At 64.2% G+C, this 24,121-nt stretch carries 25 protein-coding genes; 4 read left to right on the top strand and 21 right to left on the bottom strand.

Features of this window, described 5'->3' with window-relative positions:
- Window positions 1-882 (bottom strand): LysR family transcriptional regulator, encoded by an 882-nt coding sequence (locus R2N11_RS09670; protein WP_316680926.1) that lies wholly within the window; start codon window positions 880-882, stop codon window positions 1-3.
- A 117-nt stretch (window positions 883-999) separates the two neighbouring features.
- On the opposite strand from R2N11_RS09670, the gene gstA reads away from it, so the two are divergent.
- On the top strand, window positions 1,000-1,605 hold the full coding sequence (gstA, locus tag R2N11_RS09665) for a glutathione transferase GstA (protein ID WP_199032407.1): 606 nt from the start codon (window positions 1,000-1,002) through the stop codon (window positions 1,603-1,605).
- Between the two features lie 12 nt (window positions 1,606-1,617).
- Here gstA and R2N11_RS09660 read toward each other — a convergent pair whose 3' ends face one another.
- The 3 genes from R2N11_RS09660 to R2N11_RS09650 are packed head-to-tail and all read right to left on the bottom strand — an operon-like array spanning window position 1,618 to window position 3,147.
- Window positions 1,618-2,310: an aquaporin gene (locus R2N11_RS09660; RefSeq protein ID WP_316680924.1), complete on the bottom strand. Its 693-nt coding sequence runs from the start codon at window positions 2,308-2,310 to the stop codon at window positions 1,618-1,620.
- 5 nt (window positions 2,311-2,315) lie between these two features.
- Window positions 2,316-2,810, bottom strand: a complete 495-nt coding sequence (locus R2N11_RS09655; protein ID WP_199032404.1) for an arsenate reductase ArsC — start codon at window positions 2,808-2,810, stop codon at window positions 2,316-2,318.
- A gap of 13 nt (window positions 2,811-2,823) precedes the next feature.
- Window positions 2,824-3,147 (bottom strand): ArsR/SmtB family transcription factor, encoded by a 324-nt coding sequence (locus R2N11_RS09650; protein WP_316680921.1) that lies wholly within the window; start codon window positions 3,145-3,147, stop codon window positions 2,824-2,826.
- Window positions 3,148-3,410: 263 nt separating this feature from the next.
- On the opposite strand from R2N11_RS09650, the gene pstS reads away from it, so the two are divergent.
- Complete coding sequence (gene pstS, locus R2N11_RS09645; protein WP_316680920.1) at window positions 3,411-4,472, top strand: phosphate ABC transporter substrate-binding protein PstS; 1,062 nt, start codon at window positions 3,411-3,413, stop codon at window positions 4,470-4,472.
- 194 nt (window positions 4,473-4,666) lie between these two features.
- Complete coding sequence (locus tag R2N11_RS09640) at window positions 4,667-4,870, top strand: DUF3562 domain-containing protein (protein WP_199032290.1); 204 nt, start codon at window positions 4,667-4,669, stop codon at window positions 4,868-4,870.
- 7 nt (window positions 4,871-4,877) lie between these two features.
- Here the strand turns inward: R2N11_RS09640 and R2N11_RS09635 are convergent, their stop codons facing one another.
- The 3 genes from R2N11_RS09635 to R2N11_RS09625 all read right to left on the bottom strand — a co-directional run bounded on the left by R2N11_RS09635 (window position 4,878) and on the right by R2N11_RS09625 (window position 7,684).
- Window positions 4,878-5,837, bottom strand: coding sequence for an alpha/beta hydrolase (locus R2N11_RS09635; RefSeq protein ID WP_199032289.1), 960 nt, complete (start codon window positions 5,835-5,837; stop codon window positions 4,878-4,880).
- Window positions 5,838-6,047: 210 nt separating this feature from the next.
- Entirely contained in the window at window positions 6,048-6,509 is a 462-nt protein-coding gene (locus R2N11_RS09630; protein WP_199032292.1) for a CoA-binding protein, read from the bottom strand.
- 20 nt (window positions 6,510-6,529) lie between these two features.
- On the bottom strand, window positions 6,530-7,684 hold the full coding sequence (locus tag R2N11_RS09625) for an RsiV family protein (RefSeq protein ID WP_430715426.1): 1,155 nt from the start codon (window positions 7,682-7,684) through the stop codon (window positions 6,530-6,532).
- A 575-nt stretch (window positions 7,685-8,259) separates the two neighbouring features.
- Between R2N11_RS09625 and R2N11_RS09620 the strand changes: the two genes are divergently transcribed.
- Window positions 8,260-10,551 (top strand): DUF6600 domain-containing protein, encoded by a 2,292-nt coding sequence (locus tag R2N11_RS09620; protein ID WP_316680917.1) that lies wholly within the window; start codon window positions 8,260-8,262, stop codon window positions 10,549-10,551.
- Between the two features lie 98 nt (window positions 10,552-10,649).
- On the opposite strand, the gene R2N11_RS09615 is transcribed toward R2N11_RS09620, so the two are convergent.
- The 14 genes from R2N11_RS09615 to R2N11_RS09550 form a co-directional block, all read right to left on the bottom strand.
- The gene (locus R2N11_RS09615; RefSeq protein ID WP_021197165.1) at window positions 10,650-11,066 is read right to left on the bottom strand and encodes a F0F1 ATP synthase subunit epsilon; all 417 of its coding nucleotides are present in this window, start codon (window positions 11,064-11,066) and stop codon (window positions 10,650-10,652) included.
- A gap of 91 nt (window positions 11,067-11,157) precedes the next feature.
- Window positions 11,158-12,561 carry a F0F1 ATP synthase subunit beta gene (atpD, locus tag R2N11_RS09610; RefSeq protein ID WP_199032286.1) on the bottom strand — a complete coding sequence of 468 codons (1,404 nt, stop codon included), beginning with the start codon at window positions 12,559-12,561 and terminating at the stop codon, window positions 11,158-11,160.
- Window positions 12,562-12,597: 36 nt separating this feature from the next.
- A complete protein-coding gene (gene atpG / locus R2N11_RS09605) occupies window positions 12,598-13,473 on the bottom strand; it encodes a F0F1 ATP synthase subunit gamma (RefSeq protein WP_316680916.1) in 876 nt (291 codons plus the stop codon).
- Between the two features lie 64 nt (window positions 13,474-13,537).
- Window positions 13,538-15,079 (bottom strand): F0F1 ATP synthase subunit alpha, encoded by a 1,542-nt coding sequence (atpA, locus tag R2N11_RS09600; RefSeq protein ID WP_199032284.1) that lies wholly within the window; start codon window positions 15,077-15,079, stop codon window positions 13,538-13,540.
- A 62-nt stretch (window positions 15,080-15,141) separates the two neighbouring features.
- Complete coding sequence (locus tag R2N11_RS09595) at window positions 15,142-15,678, bottom strand: F0F1 ATP synthase subunit delta (protein ID WP_316680915.1); 537 nt, start codon at window positions 15,676-15,678, stop codon at window positions 15,142-15,144.
- Between the two features lie 2 nt (window positions 15,679-15,680).
- Entirely contained in the window at window positions 15,681-16,151 is a 471-nt protein-coding gene (locus R2N11_RS09590; RefSeq protein ID WP_013210897.1) for a F0F1 ATP synthase subunit B, read from the bottom strand.
- A gap of 106 nt (window positions 16,152-16,257) precedes the next feature.
- The gene (gene atpE / locus R2N11_RS09585) at window positions 16,258-16,524 is read right to left on the bottom strand and encodes a F0F1 ATP synthase subunit C (protein ID WP_003262709.1); all 267 of its coding nucleotides are present in this window, start codon (window positions 16,522-16,524) and stop codon (window positions 16,258-16,260) included.
- Window positions 16,525-16,604: 80 nt separating this feature from the next.
- Window positions 16,605-17,486, bottom strand: a complete 882-nt coding sequence (gene atpB, locus R2N11_RS09580; RefSeq protein ID WP_199032283.1) for a F0F1 ATP synthase subunit A — start codon at window positions 17,484-17,486, stop codon at window positions 16,605-16,607.
- A 233-nt stretch (window positions 17,487-17,719) separates the two neighbouring features.
- The gene (locus R2N11_RS09575) at window positions 17,720-18,271 is read right to left on the bottom strand and encodes an ATP synthase subunit I (protein ID WP_316680914.1); all 552 of its coding nucleotides are present in this window, start codon (window positions 18,269-18,271) and stop codon (window positions 17,720-17,722) included.
- Window positions 18,272-18,623: 352 nt separating this feature from the next.
- Window positions 18,624-19,535 (bottom strand): ParB/RepB/Spo0J family partition protein, encoded by a 912-nt coding sequence (locus tag R2N11_RS09570; protein ID WP_316680913.1) that lies wholly within the window; start codon window positions 19,533-19,535, stop codon window positions 18,624-18,626.
- Window positions 19,536-19,551: 16 nt separating this feature from the next.
- Window positions 19,552-20,337, bottom strand: coding sequence for a ParA family protein (locus R2N11_RS09565; RefSeq protein ID WP_199032486.1), 786 nt, complete (start codon window positions 20,335-20,337; stop codon window positions 19,552-19,554).
- 21 nt (window positions 20,338-20,358) lie between these two features.
- Window positions 20,359-21,027, bottom strand: coding sequence for a 16S rRNA (guanine(527)-N(7))-methyltransferase RsmG (gene rsmG, locus R2N11_RS09560; protein WP_199032487.1), 669 nt, complete (start codon window positions 21,025-21,027; stop codon window positions 20,359-20,361).
- Entirely contained in the window at window positions 21,027-22,976 is a 1,950-nt protein-coding gene (gene mnmG / locus R2N11_RS09555; protein WP_316680912.1) for a tRNA uridine-5-carboxymethylaminomethyl(34) synthesis enzyme MnmG, read from the bottom strand. The genes rsmG and mnmG overlap by 1 nt, the downstream gene beginning before the upstream one ends.
- A 170-nt stretch (window positions 22,977-23,146) precedes the next feature.
- The gene (locus R2N11_RS09550; protein ID WP_316680911.1) at window positions 23,147-24,094 is read right to left on the bottom strand and encodes a LysR family transcriptional regulator; all 948 of its coding nucleotides are present in this window, start codon (window positions 24,092-24,094) and stop codon (window positions 23,147-23,149) included.
- Window positions 24,095-24,121: the final 27 nt, after the last annotated feature.

Here is a 24,121-nt window from a genome sequence, read left to right as displayed (position 1 = left end):
TCACGGCATACGCAGCACCTGCGCGAGGTGCCCGTACACCGTCGCAATCCGCCGCAGATGGCGCGACTCCGGATGCGTCAGCAGCCACAGCTCTGACTGGTTCGCGTCCCGCAAATCGCGCAGCAGCACCAGATCGCTGCGCGCCTGCGCCATCACCACCGGCAGGATGGCGATGCCCGCCCCCATCGCCACCATCTCAGCCGCGATCTGCAGGCTGTTGACGAAATACGTGGGCACTACCTTCGGGAAGTGCCGCTTGCGCCAAGCCACCGAGGGGTGCTCCGGAATCGCATCGTCGATGGCGATCCACGGCGCACGGCCCGCCTCCACATCGGCATAGGTGATGCCGCGATCGCGCCCCGCATACAGCCCCACGCGAATCGACCCCAGGTGCTTGCCGACCAGATGCTGCGGCGGGCGGCGGGTGGCGCGCACGGCGATGTCGGCATCGCGCCGAGTCAGACTCGCCAGCTCGTTGCTCACGCGCAGGTCATAGGTCAGGTTCGGGTGCTGGGCCTGCAACGCCTGCAACGCGGGCGCCACCAGGCCGACCAGGATGGTGTCGGTGGTGGTGATGCGCACCGTGCCCGACACCTGATCCGGCGCGGCGTGCACGGCAGAGCGCGCATCCTCCAGCGCGGCCTCCACCTGCTCCGCTCGCTCGGCCAATGACTGCGCCAGATCGTTGGCCAGATACCCCGTGCGTGAGCGCGCAAACAGCGATTGCCCAAGCCCCCGCTCAATGCGCTGTAACGACCGGAATACGGTGGACGCATCCACGCCCAGCCGATCGCCCGCCGCCGCCAGTGTGCCGGTACGCGCCATCGCCAGCACGACTTCCAGATCGGCGGCGCTCAACCTGTATTGCGTTTCTGCATGCATGGTTTTCTCTATCGCTTATTTCATTAGCGTGCACGCAATCCTACAGTGTCGACACCGCTGCCGCTGGCATTCCATCGCAGTCGGCAGCTTCCCAACCTGATGGATGAGAAAACGATCATGAAGCTCTATTACTCCGCCGGCGCATGCTCGCTGGCCGTGCACATCGCCCTGCGTGAAGTGGGCGCCAAGTTTGACGTGACCTCGGTCGACCTGACCAAGCACCTCACCGCCGACGGCACGGATTTCTACACGATCTCCCCACGCGGCTACGTGCCGCTGCTGGAGCTGGCTGACGGCTCACGCCACACCGAAGCCGCCGCGCTGCTGCAATACGTGGCTGATCTCGACCCGACCCAGGCGTTCATCGGCAAGGCCGGCAGCGCACGCCGTCTGGCGGTAATCGAATGGCTGACCTTTGTCAGCACCGAGCTGCACAAGGGCTTCGGCCCGCTCTGGTACAAGGACACGCCCGACGTCACGCGCCAAGGCGCCAAAGACAAGCTGGCCAAGCGCCTTGCTGAACTGGATGCCCGTCTGGCCAAGCAGCCGTATCTGGCGGAGGACTACAGCATGGCCGATGCCTATGCCTTCACGGTGCTGAACTGGGCGAACTTCCTGGCGCTGCCGATGGGCGCGTATCCGAATGTGCAGGCGTACATGGCGCGTGTGGGGGCACGGGCCGCGGTGCAGGAGGCGATGAAGGTGGAAGGGCTGGTGAAGTAAATGGCGCGCAGCTCAGTCACCTGAGCGTTCCATCGCGCTGGGCTGTGCGCTTGGCACCGTGCGCGGCTGCAATGCACGGTGCAGCGCCAGCCCGATGATTGCACCGATGCATTCAGCGGCAATGAAGCCCGGCACGCTCGATGGCGCGATACCGGCAAAGCCGTTGCTGAACATCCGCCCGAACGCCGCGGCCGGATTGGCAAACGAAGTTGACGCCGTGAACCAGTAGGCGGCGCCGATGTAGGCAGCCACCATGGCAGACGCCTTACCCTGCGGCGCGCGCAGGATGACCAGCAGCAAACCGGCTGTCGCCACGGCTTCGGCCATCCATTGGCCGGGGCCGCTGCGCAGCTTGGTCGAGAACTGGATGAGCGAGAGATCAAACATCGCGTGCGCCAGCCATGCGCCCAGCACGGCGCCAACGAGTTGCGCGATCACGTACGGCACCAAGTCAGTCAGGGGCAACTCACCTTGCACCACCATCACCGCACTGACTGCCGGATTGAAATACGCGCCGCTCGTCGGGCCGAACACCTCGATCAGCACGTAAAGACCGCCTACCGTGGCGGCCGTGTTGGCCTGCAGCGCAATCGCCACGTTCCCGCCAGCCAGCCGCTCGGCCATGATGCCCGAGCCGATCACGACGGCCAGCAGCAGCGCCGTTCCCAATGCTTCGGCAAGCAGGCGGGTTCGCAGGTCAGCCATGGCGATCAGCTTTGCGAGATGCAGTCGAGGTAGGCCTGCAGCTCGGTGTTGCTCAGCGTGTCGAGCGGCAGCATCAGCAGTTGCAGCATGCGGTAGCCGATGGCCTGGCGCGTCATCTCGAAAGCGTGGCGCTTGCCCTCATCACCGCCCGGCGCGTTGGATGGGTCCGCATAGCCCCAATGCACCTTGACCGGGCTGCCGGGCCAGTACGGGCATTGCTCGGCGGCGGCGCTGTCGCACACGGTAATGACGACGCGCATCTGCGGCGCGCCCTCGGCGACAAACTCATCCCAGCTCTTGCTGCGATAGCCCACCGTATCCACCCCCGCGTTGGCGAGTGCTTCCAGCGCGAATGGGTTGACGCGGCCGCTTGGCGCACTGCCCGCGCTATAAGCGCGCACATCTTTGTTCAGCATGCGTGCCCAGTGATTCAGCATGCCCTCGCCCAGTACGCTGCGCGCGGAGTTGTGGGTGCAGAGGATCAAGACGTTGGTGGTCATCGACAGGCAGGCTTCAACATTTGCAGGCAGTGGGCGGGGTATCGAGGCAGGCCTCGCCCTGGCAGCAGTTCTCGGTCAGGAAGCCGAGCAGCGCGCTCATGTGAGCAAACGCGGCCCGATAGATCAGGTTGCGGCCGTCGCGCTCCTGCGTCACGAGCTGTGCGTGCATCAGCTCCTTCAGATGAAACGACAGCGTGGCGCCCGGCACGTCGAGTTGCTCGGCAATGGCACCCGGCGTCAGCCCCTCGGGCCCAGCGACTACGAGCATGCGGAACACGCGCAGACGCAAATTGTGCGCAAGCGCGGCCAGGGAGCGGATAACGATGTCTTCTTCCATATTTCCAATATAGTGGAAATATGGAATCCAAACAACCTTGACCTCGGTAGTACGTTGGAAAGCGCCCTCACCACATGGCTCCCACAGGGCCTGTCTGTCGCCATCTGCCATGCAGGAGCCCCCCTACTCTGCCCAACGTTTGCGGAACGTCTTACAACACATCGCCTTGTTGTAGATGGGCTCTATCAGCGCGGCATGCCGCGTTGTCACGCGTGCATCGCTACAATTTCGGGTTTCGCCCTTCGCTGTCCGCAGGTCTTTCCATGTTCAAGCACGCTGTTCTGGCCCTGGCCGTTGTCGCCGCAGGCTTACCCGCTCTCGCTCGCGCTGAGGTTCGTGGAGCGGGATCGACCGCCGCCGCACCGGTCTATCGTGTCTGGTCGGCGGGGTATGCCGCGTCGTCGGGCATCACGCTCAGCTACGATGCCGTGGGCTCGGGCGAAGGCATCAAGCGTATCCGCGCGGGTTCGGTGGATTTCGGTGCGTCGGACGTGCCGCTGTCTTCGGCCGATGCGGCCAAGGCGGGCCTGGTGTGCGTGCCGTCGGTGGTGACGGGCGCGGTGCCGTTCATCAACGTGCCGGGCGTGGCGCGCGGCCAGCTCAAGCTGACGGGCGACGTGCTGGCCCGTATCTTCCTGGGCAAGATCGATAGCTGGGACGCGCCCGAGCTGCGCACGCTGAACCCCGGCATGGCGCTGCCCAAACTGAAGATCCGCCTCGTGGTGCGTGCCGATGGCTCGGGCACCACGTACCACTTCACCGATTACCTGAGCGCCGTAAGCCCCGACTGGAAGACCACCTACGGCACCAAGTCGACGATCGCCTGGCCGGCTGACACCATCGGCGCCAAGGGCAGCGGTGACGTGGTCAAGGCTGTGCAGGCCACCCCCGGCGCCATCGGCTATGTCGACTACAACTATGTCCTCGACAACGACCTGAACGCCGTGCAGTTGCGCAACGCGTCCGGCCGCTTTGTCAGCCCGCAGGTAAGCGGCTTCCGCGAAGCCGTGGTGCAGAGCGCCTGGAACCGCAAGGGTGAGTTCACCGCGCCGCTGGTCAACCTGCCGGGTGCAGACACGTGGCCGATCACCATGGGTACCTTCATCGTGGTGCCGGCCGTGAGCCAGTCCGGCCCCCGCACGCTGGCGGCGTTGAAGTTTCTGACGTGGGGCTACTTCCACGGTGACGAACTGGCCGCCAAGGCCAAATTCGTGCCGCTGCCCGAGCGTGTGCAGGCGATTGCGTACCGTGAGCTGGCCCGCATTACCGATGCGTCGGGTGCCGCCATCGGCCTGCAGAGCATGCCCGCAAACTGGGGCAAATAGGCGGCAAACGCTTCTTGCCGGTGCAGTCTTTGCACTGGCAACGGTCTCGCAATAGCACCGTTTTGATGCTGCGCAGATAGCATGCAGAAAGCTTTGCAACAGGGCTGGATTGTTCCTGCGCGTTACCTATAGTGGACACTCGTTGCGCGAACCAACCGCGCATGTCACTGCCACAGCAACGACGGGGAACCGCAATGGGCACCGCCATCGCAGACCAGGACGAACAGATCGACAAGATCGCGCACGACACCGGCGCACCTGCTGATCTCGTGCGCGTTCAGTACCAGGAAACCATGCGCGCATTGTCGGCAGACGCCAGCGTGCACGACTACCTCTCGCTGTTCGTCACACGGCGCGTACTGGCAGCGTTCCGCCCGCACCGCGCAACACAACGCTAGTTCCTGCTTATTCTTCGCTGATCATCCCGACGAATGCGTGCGCCGCGCGGCGCATCCATTCGCGTGCGCGCTCGACGTCGGGTTGAACGCGCGCAAAGCCGTGCGTCATGCCTGACGCTTCAATGGTGATGACCTGCGCACCGTGCTGCACGAGGTAGTCGGCGTACTGCAGGCCGTCGTCGCGCAGCACATCGTGTGCAGCCACGATGACCACCGTGTCGGGCGGCGTGTACTTTGGCGGCTGCGCCATCAAATAGATGCGCCCGTCCTGCTCGGCCAGCGATTTGGTCAACGCTTCGGCGCCGATAAACTTTTCCCAGTACCAGCGCATCTCGTCGCGCGTGAGGCCAGGGCCTTGCGCGAAGGCGTTGTAGCTCTCGCTGCCGAAGGCCGGTGTGGTGACGGGGTAGACCAGCAACTGCGCATTGACGAGACCCGGGCGCACGGTTGTGTGCACAGACTGCGTGGCCTGCACAGCGAGGTGGCCGCCCGCACTGTCGCCACCAACGGCCAGAAATGCCGTGTCGCACCCGAGGCTCATCCGCTGCTCGGCCAGGTACGCGAGCGCATCGCGCGCGTCATCCGCGGGCGCAGGAAACGGGTGTTCGGGGGCGAGGCGATAGTCCACGCTGACGACCGCACAGCCGGTGTCTTGCGCAAGCAGCGCTGCCAGCATGCGGTGCGTCGTGCGCGGCGCGCCCACTACCCAGCCGCCGCCGTGAAACCACACCAGCATGCGCGGCGTGGTCACGTGCTTGGGGCGAAAGACGATCGCATCCAGCGTGCGCCCCGGCAGCGGCAGGCTCAGGTCGGACGCTTCAACGCTGTCCGGATCAGGTCGATCGGAGAGCGCGGCAATCGCCTCGAAACGCTCGCGCTGGGCGGGGGCATCTTCGGGTGCAGGCAACGCGCCAAAGCGCTCGGCAATGCGTTGATGGAACTGCAGGATCTGCGGATCGACGGCCATGGTGCGGATGCGTTGTGCAAGTTTCGATGACCGTCGAAGTGTAGCGCGTGGGCTTGCGCTTCCACGATAGGCCGAGAACCCGAGCGCGCTGAACAGCAGCGGCCCGGGCGATGGCCGAAATCCAGTATCGGATGACATGGGACTCCGTCAGAAGTTGGAGCCCTAAGCCTAGGTGGCGCGCATGCTCCCGACCGTCACAATCGTGCGCCGTCAGGAGTGCTCGCCAATGCCGAGTCGCCAGTGCTCGATCTTGGTACAGCGATCCTGCACGGCGGGAATGCCAGCCGCGCGCGCGGCGGCCATTGCCTCATCGTTGACGATGCCAAGCTGCACCCAGATACCGCCCACCCCCACGGCAATGGCTTCCTGCACAACGGGCAGCACCTGCTCTGCGCGGCGGAAGATGTCGACCAGATCGATGCGCTGGCCGGCGGCCGCCAGTGTTGTCGCCGCTTCGGCCAGCGTGGCGTAGCACGGCTCGCCGAGCACATCTTCGCCAGCGTGCTGTGGGTTGACCGGCACGATGCGATAGCCGGCCTGCTGCAGATAACGCGCCACGTCATAGCTCGGCCGCGTGGGGCGCGGCGACAGACCCACCACGGCGATGGTCTTGCCGGACAGCAGCCGGCGCATGGTGGCTTGTTCGTCGACGTAGGAAGGATTGGCGGACATGGCGGTTGGATAGCGCGTGTTCAGGTAGTGGGCCGCCTGCACGCGGCACCCAGATCATCGACCCGCACGGCGGCACGGAAAGCCCCCGACGAATACGGGCCCACTTCATACGGCCCGTAGTGCACGACGACGCGGTCTCCTTGGAGCGTAAACGGAAACGCCGGGTTACGCAGGTCCTTCTCTTTGAGCACGCCGCGCGTGGCTTCAGGCGCCCCTTCGCGCTTGAGTGCGCCGACGACCTGCGTGTTGAAGCTCTGTAGGCAGGCGGATGTGGGGTTCAGTACATCCGCCAGGGTGATCGGCTGGAAGCCCTGCGCGCCGCGTCGCCAGTTGCCCGCCGTAAAGCCGTAGTTGCCGTGCGCACCACCGCTGTACGCCCAGACCATGCGCAGCAGGCTCACCGTGTCGCCCAGGCCGACGGCGCTGATGCGGATGACGCATTCGGTGTCGTACTGATCGCAGCGGTTGATGCGCAGTGATTGCACCAGTGCATCTATGGCCGCATCGCCGGTCACGGGGTAGCGCTCGGTGATGGTGGCCTGGCCGGCAGTGCCGGTGATTTCTCGATAACGCGCCGCGCGCTTAAGGGTGAAGGGCTGGCTGCGGCCGCCGTCGCTCCAGGTGCCGGTGGCGGCAGTGCCGTCCGCAGACAACGCGCCGGAGAGCGTACCGCCCTCGCGCACCATGGGCTGGCCGCTAGGGTCGAGTGCATCGGCGCGCTCACGCCACACGAAGCGGCGTTCGGGCGCGTTGCGGCCTTCGATGGTCCACATGGTGCGACCTTGGGGGCGGTCGTCGTAGGCGTCACCGGTGAGCGTATCCGCAACCGGGTCCTTGTCTTGGTCACGCGCCTTGGGAGGCGGGTCGTACACGCTCAGCCAGACGTTCCAGCCGGGGTTGTCGGCACCCTTGCCTACCGTACCTTGCCAGAACGTGCCGGCGTGGCGCTCGCGTGGCTCCTGCGGTTTTGCAAGGGGTGTGGTTGGCGTGGAAGCAACAGGTGCGGAGGCTGCAGGCGCACTTGCGGGCGCCGTAGACGGCGCGGAGGCCGCTTCGCCCGCGGCATGTGCCGAACCGACCGCGCAGACTGCCGCCATCAAGGTAACAAAAACGCCGCCTCCGGCCGATTTCCATGCCGCCGAATGCGTCAAACAATGCACCGTCTGCCTGTGCATGCTTCCCTCCTATGACCCAACACCCCAGACTGGTCCGCGCGTGGCAGGCCCGCCTATCCTCAAGCCCCGCGCCACTGCGCGGCAAAGTCGTGGGACTGTGCAGGTGCAGCAGACGTTCCCCAGAGCATGTTTTCAAGCGCTTTTTGCATCACGCCCGGTGGGTTCTTACAGCACTTGCATTCGATTGCAATCCGACACACTTTGTTACGCCTTGGGGTTCCCTCGTCGCCCACAATGCCTCGGCACGCGACGTCTTTGTGTCCAATTGTTGTGCGCCAGCCGGGTTCTCTTTCCAGCAATGCGGCGCGCGCCACACACGGTTGCGTTGCAAGGTTACCCCTCCCTTTCGAATTGACCCCTCGAAGGGATTTCCCGTCCGCGCGGCGCTCCCCGGCCCGCGCGCTTTTTTTTGCCTGCACGATCTGCGCAGCACCCTCACGCGTGAGCACGGTCCGTGCCGCCGCATGGTCACCCCCGATACACGCCCTTACAAAACCAAGTCGGCCCTTCGCCGCCTGCGGCGTTTAATGGAGACATCCACGCGGCGCGTGCCGCCATAAAAACGAGGGCTCATCATGTCCACTCCATCCCGTCGTTCTCTCCGCCTCACCGGTATGCGGCTGCCGCACGTGCTGCGCGCCGTGGGTATTGCTGCAGTGCTGCTGGTCTGCGGCTCACGGGCAGCGCTGGCCGCCGACCCGGCTTCGCGCGTCGCGCGGCTATCTGACTTCTCCGGTGCGGTGAGCTTTGCGCCGGCCGGCTCCGACGACTGGGCCGGCGCCACGCTCAACCGCCCGTTTACGACGGGCGACCGTCTGTGGTCCGACCAAGGCAGCCGTAGCGAACTGCACGTCGGCTCCACCGCGCTGCGCCTGGGGCAGAACACCGGCGCCACGCTGGTCGACCTGGACGACCGCAACACGCAGGTCAAGCTCACACAAGGCGCATTGTCGGTTCGCGTGCGTGCGCTGCCACCGGACCAGACTGTTGAGATCGACACACCCAATCTAGCCTTCACGCCGCAGGCACCGGGTGAATACCGCCTCGATGTCGCGCCAGACGGCTCCAGCACCACCGTTACCGTCTGGCATGGCGACGGCACGGCCTACGGCGACGACCGCTCCGTGCCGTTGGGCGCGGGCCAGCAGGTCCGCTTTGGCGGCACCGACCTGGCCGAAGCCGGTGGCACGGACAACCCCAACCGCGATGCCTTCGACCACTGGGCCGAGTCACGCGACGCCCGCGAAGACGCATCCGTCTCCGCCCGCTACGTCGGCCGCGAAATGACCGGCTACGAAGCTCTGGACGACAACGGCACATGGCGCGAGGAAGACGGCTACGGCGCCGTGTGGGTGCCACGCGCAGTGCCAGCCGGCTGGGCGCCCTATCGCACCGGCCATTGGGCATGGGTGGCGCCCTGGGGCTGGACCTGGGTCGATGATGAACCCTGGGGTTTCGCACCGTTCCACTATGGCCGTTGGGCCTACGTCGGCACAACGTGGTGCTGGGTGCCGGGTCCGGTGGTGCCGCGCCCGGTGTATGCGCCGGCGCTGGTCGGCTTCGTGGGTGGTGGTGGCGGCGGTGTGAGCTGGGGCATCAACATCTCGATCGGCTCGCCGGGCGTGGCGTGGTTCCCGTTGGCCCCGGGCGAGGCATATCGCCCCGTCTATGCCGCCAGCCCCACCTACGTGACCAACATCAACCGCACGGTGGTGGTGAACAACGTCACGGTCAACAAGACGATCATCAACAACAACGTGACCAACATCACCAATGTGAACCGCGTCACGTATGTCAACGCCAACAACCCCGCCGCGCTGACAGCAGTGCCGGCCAAGACCTTCGTCAGCGGCAAGCCGGTCGGCCCTGCCATGGCACGACTGCGCCCCGAACAGATGCGCGCGCAACTGGCGCATGCGCAGATCGTGTCAACGCCGGCGCTGGCACCAGTGAGGGCAAGTCTGGTGGGCGCAGCCGCTGCCAGTGGCGCGCACCCGTTGCCGCCAGCACAGGTGTTCTCGCGGCAAGCCATTGCGGTGCGTGCACCACAGGCGCCGGCAGGCGGGCGTGATGCATTGGCCGAGCGCTTCCACTCCCAAGGCGGCACATTGGCCGGCGCCGGCCCCGCGTGGACGGGCGGCAGCGCCCCCGCACATGTCGCACCGGTGCGTGGGCCGGCCAACGCCGGCGCGCAGCCGATGCCAGCGGGGGCGCAGGCGGCGGGCCTGCGCCTCACGCGCGCCACACCGGCCAACATGCCGCATGGTGAAGGCGCGCCGCATCTGGGCAACCAGCCAACGCCGGGGAATGCACAAGGCCCGCATGGTGCACAACAACCCGCGCCGCAAGCATTCATGGCGCCGGGCACCACCACGCACCCTGGACAACAACCCGGTGCACAGCCTGCGCAGGAGCAACGTCGCGGTGAAGAGCGCGCCATCTTGCCGAAGCCCGCGCTGCCCCCGCAGTCGCCCGCTGGTATGACGTCACGTCCGCAGCCGCAGGAAGGCATGCGCGCAGACATCTCCCGCGAGGAACATCGTCCGGTGCAAGCGCAGCAACCGCAACCGCGCCCCGCTGAAGTCATTCGGCCGACCGCGCCCGCACCGCAGGAACGTCCGCGTCCAGAGCCACGTCAGCCTGAGCAGCACTTCGAAGCACCGCGCCCATCGGCACAGCCGCCGCGTCCGGTGGAAATTCACCCGTCGCAGCCGCTGCCTCGGCCCGAACCGCGTCCGGAGCCGCAGCGTCCGCAACCCCAACCTCAACCGCCGCACGTTGAGCACCACGAAGCCGCGCCCGCACAGCCGCACCCACAGGGCCAAGGCGGCCACAACGAGCAACACCGTGAAGAGGACCACCACTAAGCAACAACGGTAGCGACAGGCAACAAAAAAGCAGCCCAAACGGGCTGCTTTTTCTTGGGCCATACCGACCTGCCAGGCAGATCGGCATCAACCGGCGTTCAGCGCTTGCGACGCAGGCGCGCGATCGCGGCCAACTGCGCAGCAGCCACGGCCAGTTCACCTTGCGCACGGGCCAGATCGATGTCGCTGCTTTGGTTCTGCAGCGCCTCTTCGGCCGCACGCTTGGCTTCGTTCGCCTTGGCTTCGTCCAGGTCGTGACCGCGGATTGCGGTATCGGCCAGCACGGTCACCTTCTTCGGCTGCACTTCGAGAATGCCGCCGGCAACGAACACAAACTCTTCGCCACCATCTTCCTTCTCGATGCGCACGGCGCCCGGCTTGATGCGCGTGATCAGCGGCGTGTGGCCAGGCAGAATGCCCAGCTCGCCGGCTTCACCCGGCAGTGCCACAAACTTGGCATTGCCGGAGAAGATCTCGTGCTCAGCGCTGACGACGTCTACATGAATGGTTGCCATCTCGATTCCTTTGCTCAGAAAAGCCGCTTCCTGAATGGACTTCAGAAAGCCAGTGCTGACCCCGGCTCTCGCACAGGGTCAGACGTTGCTCTTACTGGAGCTTCTTGGCCTTCTCGAAGGCTTCGTCGATCGAGCCGACCATGTAGAACGCCTGTTCCGGCAGGTGATCGCACTCGCCGTCCACCAGCATCTTGAAGCCGCGGATGGTTTCCTTCAGCGGCACGTACTTGCCCGGCGAACCCGTGAACACTTCCGCCACGTGGAACGGCTGCGACAGGAAACGCTGGATCTTACGGGCGCGGCCCACAGCCAGCTTGTCTTCCGGCGACAGTTCGTCCATGCCCAGAATTGCGATGATGTCGCGCAGTTCCTTGTAGCGCTGCAGCGTCTTCTTCACGCGGTCGGCGACGTCGTAGTGCTCTTGGCCCACGATCTGCGGGTCGAGCTGACGCGAAGTCGAGTCGAGCGGATCCACTGCAGGGTAGATACCCAGTGCAGCGATGTCACGCGACAGCACGACGGTCGAGTCCAGGTGCAGGAAGGTCGTTGCCGGCGACGGGTCGGTCAAGTCATCGGCAGGCACGTACACGGCCTGGATCGACGTGATCGAGCCGGTCTTGGTCGACGTAATACGCTCTTGCAGCTTGCCCATTTCTTCAGCCAGCGTCGGCTGATAGCCCACGGCGGAAGGCATACGGCCCAGCAGTGCCGACACTTCGGTACCGGCCAGCGTGTAGCGGTAGATGTTGTCGACGAAGAACAGGATGTCACGGCCTTCGTCACGGAAGCGCTCGGCCATCGTCAGGCCGGTCAGCGCCACGCGCAGACGGTTGCCCGGCGGCTCGTTCATCTGGCCGAACACCATCGCCACCTTGTCGAGCACGTTGGAGTCCTTCATTTCGTGGTAGAAGTCGTTGCCCTCACGGGTACGCTCGCCCACGCCAGCAAACACCGACAAGCCCGAGTGCTGCTTGGCGATGTTGTTGATCAGCTCCATCATGTTCACGGTCTTGCCGACACCGGCGCCACCGAACAGACCCACCTTACCGCCCTTGGCGAACGGGCAAACCAGGTCAATCACCTTGATGCCGGTTTCCAGCAGGTCCACCGACGGCGACAGTTCGTCGAACTTCGGGGCCTTCTGGTGAATCGCGCGCTTTTCGTCGCAGGCGATCGGGCCGGCTTCGTCAATCGGACGACCCAGCACGTCCATGATGCGGCCCAGCGTGCCGTGACCGACAGGCACCGAGATCGCTGCGCCGGTACCCTTGACCGCCATGCCGCGGCGCAGGCCGTCGGACGAGCCCAGTGCAATGGTACGCACCACGCCGTCGCCCAGCTGTTGTTGCACTTCGAAGGTCAGGCCCTTCTCGGCGAACGATTTCTCGTTGCTGTCTTCCAGCACGAGTGCCTCGTAGATATGGGGCATTGCGTCACGCGGGAACTGAATGTCCACCACGGCGCCGATACACTGCACAATTGTTCCGATACTCATTTGTATCTCCAATAACTTAAATCTTTGCCGTGGGCGTCAGACCGCTGCCGCGCCGCTGACGATTTCGGACAATTCCTTCGTGATCGCTGCCTGACGGGTCTTGTTGTAGACCAGTTGCAGTTCGCCGATCACGTTCTTTGCGTTGTCCGAAGCCGCCTTCATCGCTACCATCCGGGCCGACTGCTCGGAGGCCATGTTCTCGGCCACCGCTTGGTACACCAGCGCCTCGACATAGCGGATCAGCAGCTCGTCGACCACCGTTTGTGCGTCCGGCTCGTAGATGTAGTCCCACGAGTAGGCTTGCTTCTCGGCGTCGGTCTGCGTCAGCTTGTCGGCTGTGAGCGGCAGCAACTGCTCAACCACCGGCTCCTGCTTCATCGTGTTGATGAAGCGGGTGTACGCGAGGTACACAGCATCGATCTCGCCGGCCGCAAATGCGTCCAGCTGAACCTTGATCGCGCCGATCAGCTTTTCCAGATGCGGCGTGTCACCCAGGTGCACGACGTTCGAGACGACCTTCGCGCCGATACGGCCCAGGAACTGCATGCCCTTGGTACCGATGGCCGTAGCCTGCGTCTCGATGCCCTTGCCCTGCTGCTCACGCAGCTGGTTGGTCACGGCGCGCAGCACGTTGGTGTTCAAGCCACCGCACAGGCCCTTGTCCGTCGTCACCACGATCAGGCCAGCGCGCTTGATGTCGCGCGCCACCATGAACGGGTGCTTGTACTCCGGATTGGCCTGCGCCATGTGCGCAGCAACGTTGCGGATCTTCTCAGCGTACGGGCGGGCAGCACGCATCCGTTCCTGCGCCTTGCGCATCTTGGACGCGGCGACCATTTCCATCGCCTTGGTGATCTTGCGCGTGTTTTGCACGCTCTTGATCTTGGTGCGGATTTCTTTTGTTCCGGCCATTTCACTCTCTCCGTTCAGACCTGGCCACGCAGGCTAAGCGTGACCAGTTCCAGGATTGACGCGGTTAGAACGCGGCGGACTTCTTGAAATCCTCGATCGCGGCACGCAGAGCGGCCTCATCATCCTTCGACAGATCCTTCGTATCTTCGATGCGGTTGATGAGATCGGCGTACTTCGTCTTCAGCGTGTCGTGCAGGCCCTTTTCGAAAGCCAGGATGTCCTTCACGTCCACGTTGTCGAGGAAGCCGTTGTTGGCTGCGTACAGCGACGCGGCCAGCTGCCACACTTGCAGCGGCTGGTATTGCGGCTGCTTGAGCAGTTCGGTCACGCGGCGGCCGCGCTCGAGCTGCTTGCGGGTCGCTTCGTCCAGGTCGGAAGCGAACTGCGCGAACGCAGCCAGTTCACGGTACTGGGCCAGGTCGGTACGGATACCGCCGGACAGCTTCTTGATGACCTTGGTCTGAGCCGCACCACCCACACGCGACACCGAGATACCGGCGTTGATAGCGGGGCGAACGCCAGCGTTGAACAGGTCGGTTTCCAGGAAGATCTGGCCGTCGGTAATCGAGATCACGTTGGTCGGCACGAACGCGGACACGTCGCCGGCCTGCGTTTCGATCACGGGCAGCGCGGTCAGCGAACCGGTCTTGCCCTTGACTTCGCCGTTGGTGATCTTTTCGATGTGCTCAGCGTTCACACGGGCAGCACGCTCCAGCAGGCGCGAGTGCAGGTAGAACACGTCGCCCGGGTAGGCTTCACGGCCCGGCGGGCGGCGCAGCAGCAGCGAAACCTGACGGTACGCCCAAGCTTGCTTGGTCAGATCGTCGTACACGATCAGGGCGTCTTCGCCGCGGTCGCGGAAGTACTCACCCATCGTGCAGCCGGCGTAGGCCGACAGGTACTGCATGGCAGCCGAGTCGGAAGCGGCAGCAGCCACCACGATCGTGTATTCCAGCGCGCCGTGCTCTTCCAGCTTGCGCACCACGTTGGCGATCGTCGAAGCCTTCTGGCCGATTGCCACGTACACGCAGAAGATGCCCTTGCCCTTCTGGTTGATGATGGCGTCGACGGCCACAGCGGTCTTGCCGGTCTGGCGGTCGCCAATGATCAGCTCACGCTGGCCACGGCCGATCGGCACCATCGCGTCGATCGACTTCAGGCCGGTCTGCACCGGCTGGCTCACCGACTGACGTGCGATCACGCCCGGAGCGACCTTCTCGATCACGTCCGTCTTCTTGGCGTTGATCGGGCCCTTACCGTCGATCGGCTGGCCCAGCGCGTTGACCACGCGGCCCAGCAGTTCCGGACCAACCGGCACTTCCAGAATGCGGCCCGTGCACTTGACTTCCTGGCCTTCGGAAATGTGCTCGTACTCACCCAGGATCACGGCGCCGACCGAGTCGCGCTCGAGGTTCAGCGCGAGGCCGAACGTGTTGCCCGGGAATTCCAGCATTTCGCCTTGCATCACGCCCGACAGGCCATGAATGCGGCAGATACCGTCCGTCACGGAAATGACCGTGCCGGTGTTCTTTGCGTCAGCGCCAGCCTTCAAGCCCTCGATACGGGTCTTGATCAGGTCGCTGATCTCGGAGGGGTTCAGTTGCATCGAATGCTCCTAATTCTTCAATCTGTCCGCGGGCAATCTCATCGGCGCCTCGCGGAACAGCATTACGCGGCGGTCAGCGCAGACTGCATCTGCGTCAGGCGCGCGCGCACCGAGGTGTCGAGCACTTCGTCGCCAATCTGCACACGCACGCCGCCGATCAACGAAGGATCGACGCTCACGTGAGCCTGCAGCTTCTTGCCGAACTTGCGTTCGAGCGTGGCGACCAGTTCGGTCAGGGGCCCGCCCTCAAGCGGGAACGCACTGGTGATCTCGACGTCGGCGGCGCCTTCGCTGGCATTCCGCAGCACATGGAATTGCGCGGCAATTTCCGGCAGCAGCGACAGGCGCTTGTTGGCCACCAGCAGGCCAACCAGTTCCTTCGCCTCGTGCGACACCGGAGATTTCAACGCCGACAGGAAGATCCCCGCCACATCGGCTTTGGAGAGCTTCGGATCATCGGCGACTGCCTTCATGTCGGGTACGGCGGCAATTTGCCCCATTTCCGACACGAGCTCAGACCATGCACCCAGATTGCCGGCCTTCGCTACGCGAAACAGCGCCTCTGCGTACGGACGGGCAACGGTTGCGAGTTCTGCCATGATTACAGCTCAGCCTTGAGTTGATTGAGCAGATCAGAGTGGACCTGCGCATTGACTTCACGCTTGAGGATCTGCTCGGCACCCTTGACGGCCAGCGTAGCAACCTGGTCGCGCAGCGATTCACGCGCACGCACGGTTTGCTGCTCGGCTTCGGCCTTGGCTTGCGCGATGATGCGCGCGGCTTCGGCTTGGGCGTTTTGCTTGATCTCGTCGGCGCTCATCTGGGCACGCTTTTCGGCGTCCGCGATGCGCTGCGCGCCTTCATTGCGCGCTTCGGTCAGTGCCTGCTCGACCCGCTTGTTGGCCAGCTCCAGCTCAGCCTTGCCCTTATCGGCAGCGGCCAGGCCATCGGCAATTTTCTTCGCGCGTTCGTCGAGCGCCTTCACCAGGGGCGGCCAAATGAACTTGGCAACAACCCACCACAGGATGAAGAACACGACCATCTGCGCGACGAGTGTGGCGTTCAGGTTCATGGTGTGTTCCTTTCGGTATTGAGACTACGGATCAATGCACGAAGCGGCGAGGGTCACGCGGTGCGTTCACCCAGGCCGCCTCCGGCATCATGCAGACCGAAAAGAATTACTTGATGACCGACAGCAGCGGGTTGGCGAACGCGAACAGCATGGCCACACCAACGCCGATCAGGAATGCCGCGTCGATCAGGCCAGCCAGCAGGAACATCTTGGTTTGCAGCGGGTTCATCAGCTCAGGCTGACGTGCGCAGGCTTCGATGTACTTGCCACCCATCAGTGCGATGCCGAGGCAGGCGCCGATGGCACCCAGGCCGATGATGATGCCGATACCGATGGCGGTCAGACCTTGGATGTTGGCGAGAAATGCTTGCATGATGACTCCCTTTTACGTGAAAGACTAAGAACTTGAGAACTTGAAAAAACCAAACGGAACCGGAGAACCTGAACCGCTACTTAGTGGTGATCATGTGCCTGGCCGATGTACACCAGCGTCAGCATCATGAAAATGAACGCCTGCAGCAGAACGATCAGGATGTGGAAGATCGCCCAAACCGCACCGGCCACCACGTGACCTACGAAACCCAGTGCCGAGAAATCAGCACCGAACGTCCAGATCGAGCCAAGCAGCGCGATCAGCAGGAATACCAGCTCGCCCGCGTACATGTTGCCGAACAACCGCATGCCCAGCGACACAGCCTTAGCGAGGAATTCAATGATGTTGAGGATCAGGTTGAACGGCGCGAGGTACCACTTGGCGCCAAACGGAGCGGAGAGCAACTCGTGCGCGAAGCCGCCCGCGCCCTTGATCTTGAAGCTGTAGTAGATCATCAGGATCAGCACGGCGAAGGACATGCCGAAGGTGCCGTTCAGATCGGCCGTGGCCACCGCGCGGTGGTGCGGCACGTGCACGCCAAAGGTGCCGAGGATGTGGTTGACGCCCGTGACCCAGTCCACCGGGATCAAGTCGACCGCGTTCATCAGCGTGACCCAAACGAAGACCATCAGGGCCAGCGGAGCGATCCAGGAGCGATCGCCGTGAATGATGCCCTTGGCCTGGTCGTCGACCATCTCGACAACCAGCTCAACGAAGGCCTGGAAACGTCCCGGAACACCAGAGGTGACACGGCGCGCGGCCATGCCCAGGAAGATGATGCCGATCAGGCCCATCAACACGGACCAGAACATCGTGTCCCAGTTGATGACGGTGAAGTCGACGACGGACGCCTGCTTGCCGCCGAGGCTATTGAAATTCTGCAAATGCTCCGCGATATACGCGGAAGGCGTGAGAGCGTGCTCGGCGGCGTGGCCGGCGGCTTCTGCGACTTCAGTTGCCATGATGATTCAGTCCAATATTGCGAAACATTCTTCGTGACCCGCTCTTGCTCGCGCCCGATGCTCAACAGGTTTCCCTGGAGATCGCGGACTGCACGCGGCTGGAACGCGCCACCTTATTCTTGCGGAGTGTCAGTGCAATGAACCGGGGCTTCTCCTGCCGCCTGTTCCTGCCACCTCCCGACACATCCCGTGCGCCTGCGGCAATGCTGCAGGCTTGGTCTTTCATCGTACCGTCAACGCAGTGCGAGTCCGACCCAGTACATCTTGAGCGCCAGGATCAGAGTGATCAGCAAGGGCGGCCAATGCAGCCCCTTGAACATCACCACCACAATCACCAGCAGTGCGACCGTGCCGAGCACCTTGATCGCTTCGCCCACCACCAGACGGGCGATGGACTCGAACCCCTTGGCCGTCGACAGTCGCATCGCGAACCATGCCGAAGGCACCACGCACACGCCACCACCCAGCAGGGCCGACAACGCAGCCTGGCCTGCCGACGTAGTGCCTGTACCCGCAAACCAGCTACCCACATACCATCCGAGCGCACACAACAGTGTGATGGCCACCTGGCCGAGCACGATGGAGAAGGGCGTGATACGCGAAGCCCGCAGGGCCTGCTCGCCGAACATGGCAACCGCTTCGTCATGTGAGAGCACATGCACCGGCGGCTCCGCCTTCCCTGCGTCATCATCCCAATCGTCGTGCTCCGGAGCCTGCGCCGAGACTGGTCGGGCGGCTTCCAACGAAGCGTAAGAATCGGGCCGTTGCCGCGTGGCTGGCTGCATGGAAGAATGGCCTTTCAACATGCCGCACCGCTTTGGGTCAGGCGGATTTAAAACCGCACGATTTTACGGGACATGGCGTTCACCAGTCAACGCGCAAGCGAACGGTCGTGCGGGCGCCTTCGACAGCACCCGGAGCGGCTGCGTTCCACGCTCCATACGCAATGATGTGCTGCTGCCAGGGCACCGAATCCGCCTGATGGAGCGGTGCCTTGGTGATTCCATGATGGTATTGCCCGCGCACAGCGTCGATGACGTGCGAGGTAATCGCACTGATTCGGTGCCGGTGAATGTCCGCAAATGGCGCAGCGGCGCGGGCCGCACCGACTGCGTCAAACTGTCGCAGTCATGCGACTCAGGCGGCCTCTTCGTCGCCGTCCGGACGCAGGCGTGCCAGCAAACCGTCAAACTCATCGAGACTGCTGAACTGCACGGTCAACTGACCACGGCCCTTGGCCGCCAGCTTGATCTGCACACCCAGGCCCAGTTGGTCCGCCAGTTCTTCTTCCAGGCGGGCGACGTCACGCCCACCTTGGTGCGCGCCCTTCTGCTTGAGCGACTTCAACTCGAACGGCTTGAGCGTCAACGCCACCAGCTTTTCCGTCTCGCGCACCGACAGACGCTTGTTGACGATCTGGTTGGCCAACAGGATCTGTGTCGCACTGTCGACTGCCAGCAGCGCACGGGCGTGGCCCATGTCGATGTCGCCGGCCATCAACATCGTCTGCACAGGCTGAGCGAGATTCAACAGGCGCAGCAGGTTCGACACTGCGCTGCGCGAGCGCCCCACCGATTCCGCCGCCTGCTCGTGCGTGAACTGAAATTCACGCACGAGGCGCGCGATGCCCTGCGCTTCTTCCAGCGGGTTGAGGTCTTCACGCTGGATGTTTTCGATGAGCGCCATGGCGGCGGCCGATTCGTCCGGCACGTCCTTCACCAGCACCGGTACTTCGGTCAGGCCGGCGAGGCGCGAGGCACGGAAGCGGCGCTCGCCCGCGATGATTTCGTACTTGGGCTGCGGCCCGTCGGACGCGATCTTGCGCACCAGAATCGGCTGCATCAGACCCTGCGCGCGAATGCTCGCGGCCAGTTCCTGCAGTGCACCCTCGTCCATGCGCGTGCGCGGCTGGTATTTGCCGGGCTGCATCTGGTCGAGCTTCAGCACCGTTGGCGCGCCCTCCTGCTTGGCGGTCTCGACGATCTCGGCGGGACTGCCCAGCAGCGCTTCGAGGCCGCGGCCTAATCCCTTTTTCTTCATCGTGCTCATGTTGTTCCTCTTGCGCTCAGGCCGGCAACTCGGCCATCTGCCGCACGCGCGCGATCATCTCGGCGCCGAAATCCAGATAGGCCTTGGCACCCTTCGATGCGGGATCGAATGCCACGCCCGGCATGCCGTACGACGGCGCCTCGGCCAAGCGCACGTTGCGTGGAATCACCGTCTTGAAGACCTTGTCACCAAAGTGCGACTCGAGTTGCGCCGACACCTGCTGCTGCAGCGTCACACGCGGGTCGAACATCACGCGCAGCAGACCGATCACCTTCAGATCACGGTTCAGGTTGGCGTGCACCTGCTTGATGGTGTTGACCAGATCCGACAGCCCTTCGAGCGCGAAGTACTCGCACTGCATCGGCACAACCACGCCGTGCGCAGCGCACAGGCCGTTGAGCGTGAGCAACGACAGTGACGGCGGGCAATCGATCAGGACAAAGTCGTAGTCGGCATCCACCTCGGCCAGCGCAAGCTTGAGGCGATTTTCGCGGTGCTCCAGATCGACCAGCTCGACTTCGGCGCCGGCCAGGTCGCGGTTGGCGGGCAGCACGTCATAGCGGCCGGCTTCCGAACGCTGGCGCGCCTGCGGAATCGTCGCCAAGCCAACCAACACCTGATAGATGCTGAATTCGAGCGTGTGCTTGTCGATGCCCGAGCCCATCGAGGCGTTGCCCTGCGGGTCGAGGTCGACCAGCAGCACACGCTGCCCTTGCGCGGCCAGCCCTGCCGCGAGGTTCACCGTGGTGGTGGTCTTGCCGACCCCACCCTTCTGGTTGGCGATCACGAAAATATGCGACATGACTCCTCTGCGGTGAATGACTCACGCCGACGGCGCAAGGATGACCAAATGACGCTCGGCCGGCAGCCCCGGCACGGTCAGACGCTCGATGGCCTCAACGATCCAGCCAGCAGGCAAGCGCTCGATTTCGGCATCGGGGCGCACGCCTTTCATGGCGACCATGCGGCCACCCGGGGCCAGCAAGTGTCCGGCTAGATTGACGAAGTCGGCCAGCTCGGCAAACGCACGCGAAGTGATGACGCCGTAGCCGGTAGCGTCGACCAGTTTTTCCACGTGGCCCCAATGCGACTGGGCATTGGTCAGGCCAAGCTCGGCGCGGCACTGCGTCAGGAAAGCTGTTTTCTTCTGCACGATGTCGACCATCGTGACGCTCACATCGGGGTAGGCGATGGCCAGCGGAATACCGGGCAAGCCACCACCGGAGCCCACGTCCAGCACACGCGGCGCTTCTGGCTGCGCGCGGCGCGCCAGCTCGGCAATGCGCGAGACAGCCGAGAGCGAATCCAGCAGGTGATGCGTGAGCATCTCACCCGCGTCGCGGATGGCGGTCAGGTTGTAGACGCGATTCCACTTGGCGAGCAGCCCCTGGTACGCCAGCAGACGATCCACTTGGGCTTCGTCCAGCGACAGGCCGAGCGCACGGGCGCCCGCCTCCAACTCCGAGCGGGCGTTGGTCAGTGCATTTGCCATCAAGCGGCCTCGCCTTCTGCACCGGCGCGGGGGCCAACCTGGCCGCGCAGTACGCCCTTCTTCAGATGCACCAGCAGCAGCGACACCGCTGCCGGCGTGATGCCGGAGATACGCGACGCCTGCCCGATGGTCTCAGGCTTGTGCTTGGCCAGCTTCTGCTGGACCTCGATCGACAGGCCACGCACCTGCGAGTAGTCGAAATCGGCCGGCAGACGGGTGTTCTCATTTGCGCCCAGGCGCTCCACCTCATCGGCCTGGCGGGCGATGTAGCCGTGGTACTTGATGCCAATCTCAACCTGCTCGCGGATTTGCTCGGCCAGCAGCGGATCTTCAGCCAGCGGCGCTTCAAGCGCGTACTTACCGCCCTGCATGCCCATCAGCGATTCGTACGTCACGTTCGGGCGGCGCAGCAAGTCGGCCAGCGCATATTCGCGCTCGATGCCCTTCCCCAGCACCGGCTCGGCATCTTCCAGCGGAAGGGTTGCCGGATTCACCCACGTCGACTTCAGGCGCTCTGTTTCACGTGAAACAGCGTCGCGCTTGCGGTTGAATGCGTCCCAGCGGGCATCGTCGACCACGCCCAGCGTGCGACCGACCTCGGTCAGCCGCATGTCGGCGTTGTCTTCACGCAGGCTCAGGCGGAATTCCGCGCGGCTGGTGAACATGCGATACGGCTCGGTCACGCCCCGGGTAATAAGGTCGTCGACCAGCACGCCCAGGTAAGCCTGGTCACGGCGCGGCGTCCAGGCATCCTTGCCCTGCACTTGCAGGCCGGCATTGATACCGGCGAGCAGACCCTGGGCGGCGGCCTCTTCATAGCCGGTCGTCCCATTGATCTGGCCGGCGAAGAACAGACCCGAAATCGCCTTCGATTCCAGCGAGGCCTTCAGCCCACGCGGATCGAAGTAGTCATATTCGATGGCATACCCAGGGCGCAGAATGTGCGCATTTTCCAGCCCGCGCATCGAGTGGATCAGATCGAGCTGCACATCAAACGGCAGGCTGGTCGACACGCCATTCGGGTAGAACTCGTTGGTCGCCAAGCCTTCCGGCTCCAGGAAAATCTGGTGGCTATCCTTGCTGGCAAAGCGGTGGATCTTGTCTTCGATGCTCGGGCAGTAGCGCGGCCCCACCCCCTCGATCACGCCCGTGTACATCGGCGAGCGGTCCAGCCCGGCGCGGATGATGTCGTGCGTGCGCTCGTTGGTGTGCGTGACCCAGCACGGCACTTGGCGTGGGTGCATGCTCGCGCGGCCCATGAACGAGAACACCGGCACCGGGTCCAGATCGCCCGGCTGCTCTTCGAGCACCGAGAAATTGATGGATCGACCGTCAATCCGGGGCGGCGTACCGGTCTTCAAGCGCCCTTGCGGCAGCTTCAACTCCTTCAACCGGGCCGACAACGACACCGCTGCCGGGTCGCCCGCGCGGCCGCCAGTGTAGTTGTTCAGCCCCACGTGGATCTTGCCGTCGAGGAATGTCCCCGCCGTCAGCACGACCGCACGTGCACGGAACTGCACGCCCACCTGCGTCACGGCGCCGACCACGCGGTCGCCCTCCACCAGCAGGTCTTCGACGGCCTGCTGGAACAGCATCAGGTTCGGCTGGTTCTCCAGGCGATGGCGGATCGCGGCCTTGTACAGCACACGGTCGGCTTGGGCACGGGTGGCGCGCACGGCCGGCCCCTTGCTGGAGTTGAGGATACGGAACTGGATACCCCCCTCGTCCGTGGCAATGGCCATGGCACCGCCCAGCGCATCGACCTCTTTGACCAGATGGCCCTTGCCAATGCCCCCGATAGACGGGTTGCAGCTCATCTGCCCCAGCGTTTCGATGTTGTGCGTCAGCAGCAGGGTCTGGCACCCCATGCGCGCCGCCGCCAGGGCGGCCTCGGTGCCGGCATGTCCGCCGCCCACCACGATCACATCGAATTCAATTGGATACAGCATGGCTTCCTCCTCGCATGGAGGCATCGGAAATTTGAAGAAGCCGAATTATAAGTCGCCGATGTATCGCGCTGTTCGACGATGCGGCAATCGGCGCGAAATAACCGCCGATTTCGTGTTTCACGTGAAACATGCACCGCTTGTTCCGCCCGTTGTGTTTCACGTGAAACACATCAGTCAGGCGACTCACCGTCCCCGCTACCCGACCGAGCGCGCAGAAAATCGATGAAGACTCGCAGCTTGCCCGGCATCTGTGGCGAGCGCGGGAAATAGAGATGAAAGCGATACATCGGCGGGCACCACGCCTCGAGCACCCGGACCAAGTGCCCGTTCGCCACATCCTCGGCGACGAGGTCTTCCAGCACATGGGCCAGGCCAACGCCCTGCTTTGCCGCCCCGACCATCGCCAGCACATCATTCGCGATGAAACCACCAGCCACGTCGACCGACTGAATTGTGCCGCCCTGCGTGGGCTCGACAAACTCCCAGTCATACAAGGTGCCGCCGCTCGGAAAGCGGTAGCGGATGCAGCGATGCCCGCGCAGTGCGTCCGGCGAATGGGGTGTGCCATGCGCCTGCAGATACGCCGGGCTGCCCACCACCGCGACGCGTCGCGCCGGCCCGATCGGCACGCCAACCATGTCGCGCTCGACACGCTCACCAAAGCGGATGCCGACGTCAAAGCGGTCTGCGACGATGGCGGATAGGCCATCGTCCACCGACACCTCCAGCTCGATACGCGGATAGCGCGAGAGGAAATCGCCGAGTACCGGCTGCAGCACCGCCTGATACGCCACGCGCGAAGCCGTCACGCGCAACGTACCGCGCGGCTCCGTCGCGCGCTCGCCCACTTCCGCCATCGCGCCGTACAGCGCGTCGAGACTCGGCCGCGCGACAGCGAGCAAGGCCTCCCCCGCTTCGGTAACGCTCACCTGCCGCGTCGTACGCGCCAGCAGTTGCGCGCCGAGCGCAGACTCCAGCCGCCGGATCGTCTGCGACAGTGCGGAGGTTGAGACCTCCAGCGCCGCCGCCGCGTGCGTGAAACTGCCGACCTCGGCCACGCGCCGCAATGCATCGAGCGCAGGCAGCAGGTCCGGATCGATTGTGAATTCTGTCTTCATAGTGCATCCGATTCTATCCACTTAATC

The organism is Ralstonia flaminis (assembly GCF_958415495.1).
Lineage (GTDB): Bacteria > Pseudomonadota > Gammaproteobacteria > Burkholderiales > Burkholderiaceae > Ralstonia > Ralstonia flaminis.
Note: the sequence above shows the minus strand (reverse complement) of the source record. Positions and strands in the feature narration are given on the sequence as shown.

Bases quoted from the DNA above. Each gene is read 5' to 3' on its own strand.
- gstA (WP_199032407.1), top strand. From the start codon at position 1,000: ATGAAGCTCTATTACTCCGCCGGCGCATGCTCGCTGGCCGTGCACATC.
- R2N11_RS09595 (WP_316680915.1), bottom strand. From the start codon at position 15,678: ATGGCAGAACTCGCAACCGTTGCCCGTCCGTACGCAGAGGCGCTGTTT.
- R2N11_RS09660 (WP_316680924.1), bottom strand. From the start codon at position 2,310: ATGGCTGACCTGCGAACCCGCCTGCTTGCCGAAGCATTGGGAACGGCG.
- R2N11_RS09615 (WP_021197165.1), bottom strand. From the start codon at position 11,066: ATGGCAACCATTCATGTAGACGTCGTCAGCGCTGAGCACGAGATCTTC.
- pstS (WP_316680920.1), top strand. From the start codon at position 3,411: ATGTTCAAGCACGCTGTTCTGGCCCTGGCCGTTGTCGCCGCAGGCTTA.
- atpE (WP_003262709.1), bottom strand. From the start codon at position 16,524: ATGCAAGCATTTCTCGCCAACATCCAAGGTCTGACCGCCATCGGTATC.
- R2N11_RS09575 (WP_316680914.1), bottom strand. From the start codon at position 18,271: ATGCAGCCAGCCACGCGGCAACGGCCCGATTCTTACGCTTCGTTGGAA.
- atpD (WP_199032286.1), bottom strand. From the start codon at position 12,561: ATGAGTATCGGAACAATTGTGCAGTGTATCGGCGCCGTGGTGGACATT.
- R2N11_RS09670 (WP_316680926.1), bottom strand. From the start codon at position 882: ATGCATGCAGAAACGCAATACAGGTTGAGCGCCGCCGATCTGGAAGTC.
- atpB (WP_199032283.1), bottom strand. From the start codon at position 17,486: ATGGCAACTGAAGTCGCAGAAGCCGCCGGCCACGCCGCCGAGCACGCT.
- R2N11_RS09620 (WP_316680917.1), top strand. From the start codon at position 8,260: ATGTCCACTCCATCCCGTCGTTCTCTCCGCCTCACCGGTATGCGGCTG.
- R2N11_RS09625 (WP_430715426.1), bottom strand. From the start codon at position 7,684: ATGCACAGGCAGACGGTGCATTGTTTGACGCATTCGGCGGCATGGAAA.
- atpG (WP_316680916.1), bottom strand. From the start codon at position 13,473: ATGGCCGGAACAAAAGAAATCCGCACCAAGATCAAGAGCGTGCAAAAC.
- mnmG (WP_316680912.1), bottom strand. From the start codon at position 22,976: ATGCTGTATCCAATTGAATTCGATGTGATCGTGGTGGGCGGCGGACAT.
- atpA (WP_199032284.1), bottom strand. From the start codon at position 15,079: ATGCAACTGAACCCCTCCGAGATCAGCGACCTGATCAAGACCCGTATC.
- R2N11_RS09565 (WP_199032486.1), bottom strand. From the start codon at position 20,337: ATGTCGCATATTTTCGTGATCGCCAACCAGAAGGGTGGGGTCGGCAAG.
- R2N11_RS09635 (WP_199032289.1), bottom strand. From the start codon at position 5,837: ATGGCCGTCGATCCGCAGATCCTGCAGTTCCATCAACGCATTGCCGAG.
- R2N11_RS09630 (WP_199032292.1), bottom strand. From the start codon at position 6,509: ATGTCCGCCAATCCTTCCTACGTCGACGAACAAGCCACCATGCGCCGG.
- R2N11_RS09550 (WP_316680911.1), bottom strand. From the start codon at position 24,094: ATGAAGACAGAATTCACAATCGATCCGGACCTGCTGCCTGCGCTCGAT.
- R2N11_RS09640 (WP_199032290.1), top strand. From the start codon at position 4,667: ATGGGCACCGCCATCGCAGACCAGGACGAACAGATCGACAAGATCGCG.
- rsmG (WP_199032487.1), bottom strand. From the start codon at position 21,027: ATGGCAAATGCACTGACCAACGCCCGCTCGGAGTTGGAGGCGGGCGCC.
- R2N11_RS09590 (WP_013210897.1), bottom strand. From the start codon at position 16,151: ATGAACCTGAACGCCACACTCGTCGCGCAGATGGTCGTGTTCTTCATC.
- R2N11_RS09650 (WP_316680921.1), bottom strand. From the start codon at position 3,147: ATGGAAGAAGACATCGTTATCCGCTCCCTGGCCGCGCTTGCGCACAAT.
- R2N11_RS09655 (WP_199032404.1), bottom strand. From the start codon at position 2,810: ATGACCACCAACGTCTTGATCCTCTGCACCCACAACTCCGCGCGCAGC.
- R2N11_RS09570 (WP_316680913.1), bottom strand. From the start codon at position 19,535: ATGAGCACGATGAAGAAAAAGGGATTAGGCCGCGGCCTCGAAGCGCTG.